4 protein-coding genes are annotated in these 3,444 nt (G+C 68.1%); all 4 read right to left on the bottom strand.

The genetic code is table 11. From position 1 onward, the window contains the following. Nucleotides 1-62: 62 nt before the first annotated feature. Nucleotides 63-812 carry a helix-turn-helix transcriptional regulator gene (locus ACCC94_RS28770; RefSeq protein ID WP_413352994.1) on the bottom strand — a complete coding sequence of 250 codons (750 nt, stop codon included), beginning with the start codon at nt 810-812 and terminating at the stop codon, nt 63-65. Between the two features lie 168 nt (nt 813-980). After that, entirely contained in the window at nt 981-2,363 is a 1,383-nt protein-coding gene (locus ACCC94_RS28765) for a DEAD/DEAH box helicase (RefSeq protein WP_413352992.1), read from the bottom strand. Between the two features lie 50 nt (nt 2,364-2,413). Continuing rightward, entirely contained in the window at nt 2,414-2,890 is a 477-nt protein-coding gene (locus tag ACCC94_RS28760; protein WP_192434826.1) for an NYN domain-containing protein, read from the bottom strand. Between the two features lie 93 nt (nt 2,891-2,983). Then, nucleotides 2,984-3,444 (bottom strand): DUF2076 domain-containing protein (locus ACCC94_RS28755; RefSeq protein WP_413352991.1); only part of this gene is annotated, 461 nt, incomplete at its 5' end.

Genomic DNA, 3,444 nt, shown 5'->3' with positions numbered 1-3,444 from the left:
GCATTCCGCCGCGAGGGATTTCGCGGACAAGGTCCGCTCCTACGTGAAGTCCTGCCTTCTCCCTAATCCTGGCTGCCGATGCCGAGCTTGGCGTAGAGGTTCTTGCGGTGGATCTTCACCGTGCCGGGGCTGATGTCCAGCTGCTCGGCCACCGAGGCACTGGAGTGGCCGCGCAGCAGCAGCTGGACGATCTCCTGCTCGCGCGGCGTGAGCAGCTGGGCGCCGAACTGGTCGAAGGCCTCGCGGATCTGGTAGTCCAGGTCCTGCGCCGGGCGCGGTTGCGCGCGGCGCAGTTCCCAGGCCTCGCGCACCACCTGCTCCACCACCGGCCGCGCACATTCCAGTAGCTGCATCTCGTCGCGGCTGTAGGCGGGGCTGGAAGTCTTGCGCATCAGCGAGAGCACGGCGGTGGCGCCATCGGCGAGGTCGATGAAGAAGGCGATTTCCTCGGTCAGGCCGGTCTGCTGGTAGTAGGTCTGGTAGTACTCGCCCAGGTAGAAGTGGTCCGGCGCGAACTGCCGCAGGCGCCACAGTCCCGGCGCCTGCTGACGGGTGCAGGCGAGGTAGAACGGATCGAGCAGGTAGGGGCCGGCCTGGTAGTCCTCGACATAGACGTGGCGGATGTCGGCCGGGAAGGTGTCGAACAGGTCCAGCGGCCGGTGGTTGCCTTCGTAGACGAAGAGCACGAAGTTATCCACCGCGCAGACCTGCTGCAGCCACTGGCTGAGGCCGAGCAGGCGCGGACGACCGGCGGCCAGCGGGAGCAGGTGGGCGACTCCGCCGGTCCAGGCTTTGAGTTCCTTGTGGCGCATGGGCTGTCGTTCTTGTTGTGTGCGCGATGGGCACACTATAGGCGTTCGGGATTCCACACGGAAATGCAGCTTTTGCGCCACACCCCGCAAGGCCCCGCCACGCCTGAAGACAGCGACTGATTCAACCTCCGGCGCGCACCGCGATGAGGCAGGGCGCGCCGTATCGGCTCAGGGGCGACGAGCGCCCTTGCCGCCCGGCTTCCCCGCCGGGGATTTACCGGAAGCAGGCTTGCCGCCAGCCGGTTTGCCGCCGAGACCGAAGCCCGGCGCCTTGCGCACCGCCTTGACCTGCGGCTTGTCATCCAGCAGCGAGCCGAGGTGCACCTTGCCCGGTTTGCCTTCCGGCACCTTGGGTTGCTTGGGCTTCTTCGGCTTCTTCATCACCTGCCCGCCGGGGGCGGTGACCGGCACCCGGTGCTCCGCCTCGAAGCCGTCTTCTTCCTGGCGCTGCAGGGTCTGGCCGATCAGCGTCTCGATGGCCGCCAGCTGCTGCACTTCATCGGCACAGACCAGCGAGATCGCCTGGCCGCTGGCGCCGGCACGGCCGGTCCGGCCGATGCGGTGCACGTAATCCTCGGGGACGATGGGCAGGTCGAAGTTGACCACCAGCGGCATCTCCTCGATATCCAGGCCGCGCGCGGCGACGTCGGTGGCGATGAGGAAGTCCACCTCGCCGGCCTTGAACCGCGCCAGGGCGCGAAGACGCGACGGCTGTGGCTTGTCGCCGTGGATGGAGTCGGCTCGGATGCCTTCGCGCTGCAGCAGGTCAACCAGTTCGTCGACGCCCTTGCGGGTCTTGGCGAACACCAGTGCCTGGCGCCAGCCCTGCTCGCGCAGCAGGTGCAGGAACAGTTCGGCCTTGCGCTTCTTGTCCACGGTGAGCAGGTGCTGCTTCACCGTCTTCGCCGCCGTGTTGCGCGGAGCGACGTCGATAGTCAGCGGGTCGCGCAGCAGGGTGCGGGCCATCTGGCGGATGGCATCGGAGAAGGTCGCCGAGAACAGCAGGGTCTGCCGGCGTCTGGGCAGCGCGGCGAAGACTTCGTCCAGCTCACGGGCGAAACCGAGATCGAGCATGCGGTCGGCCTCGTCCAGCACCAGCGCCTGCAGCTGGGTGAATTTCAGGGCGTTCTGCCGGTAGAGGTCGAGCAGGCGGCCAGGGGTCGCCACCAGCACGTCGACGCCCTTGCGCAGCTTCATCATCTGCGGGTTGATGCTGACCCCGCCATATGCCACGGCGGTACGCAGCGGCACGTGCTGGCCATAGGCGCGGAAGCTCTCGTGCACCTGTTCGGCCAGCTCGCGGGTCGGCACCAGCACCAGCGCGCGGATCGAGTTGGCCGCCACCTGCGGGCCTTCCTGCAGCAGCTTCTGCAGCAGCGGCAGGGCGAAGCCGGCGGTCTTGCCGGTGCCGGTCTGGGCAGCGGCCAGCAGGTCACGGCCCTTGAGCACGGCCGGGATGGCCTGGGCCTGCACCGCCGTCGGGTTCTGGTAGCCGAGCCCGTCGAGGGCGCGCAGGAGGGGATCGATCAGGCCAAGGTTGGCGAAGGTCATGGAGCGCTCGCGAAAAACGATTCGAATGGGCGGCATTGTAGCCGCAAGGCTCAGGAGCGCAGCAGCAGCGCGCCTTCGATAGGTACGTAGCGGCTGGCCGCGCGGATCAGCGCCTGGGCGGTGAGGCCCGGCACGCCGTAGGCGGTGGCGTCGGTGCCGCCGGCGCGGACGCGGTCGAGCAGCAGGTCGAAATCGCCGTCGCCGGAGGCCAGGACGATCTCGTCGACGTTCGGCGCGGCGTCGAGGATATCGATGGTGATGCCCACGTCCCAGTCACCCTTGGCCGAGCCGTCGGCGCGCTGGATGTAGGGCTTGAGCTTCACGGTGAAGCCGAGCTTGCGCAGGATCTGCTGGAACTGCTGCTGCTTGGCATCGCCGCGGTCGATGGCGTAGGCATAGGCCTGGACGATGTTGCCCTGGGCGCTCAGCTCGGCCCACAGCGCGGCGTAGTTGAAGTGGCAGCCGTAGGCCTGACGCACGGTGTAGTAGAGGTTCTGCACGTCGGCGAACAGGGCGATGGTCTTCAACGGTGACTCCGGGACTCGAACAGCGGGGGCGCATTATCGGCACAGTGGCGCGCCCCCGCCAGTCCCGGCGGGCGGGACTGCTTCGCCGGCGGCTCAGCTGAACAGGTCGCCGTCGTCGCCGCCGAAGAAGCCGGAGTCGTCGCCGAAGCTGCCGCTGTCGTCGTAATTAGCATCGCTGAAGCCATTGTCGGCGTAGCGGTCGCCGCCCAGGGACGAGTCATCGCCGCGCCCGTCGTCGACGCTGGACGGTTCTGGCTGTACTGGCTGCTCCTGGATCACTTCGACGATTTCCTGCGGCTGGTTGTGGTGGAACATGCTGGTCAGCAGGTCCGCCACCATCACGCCACCGGCCACGCCCGCGGCGGTCTGCAGGGCGCCGCGCAGGAAGCCGCCGCCCTGGGGCGCAGCCTGGGCCGGTTGTGCAGGCCTGAAATCGTTCGGGTTGCTGGCCGCGGGATTATTCGCATAAGCGGCATTGCCCGCAGGTTGCGAGAAGCGCGTCTGGCCCCAGCCGTCCGGGCGTTGCTGCGCTGGCGCCGGGCGCTGCTCCTGGC

Source organism: Pseudomonas sp. Pseusp97 (genome assembly GCF_047304025.1).
In the GTDB taxonomy this organism is placed as follows: Bacteria; Pseudomonadota; Gammaproteobacteria; order Pseudomonadales; family Pseudomonadaceae; genus Pseudomonas.
Note: the sequence above shows the minus strand (reverse complement) of the source record. Positions and strands in the feature narration are given on the sequence as shown.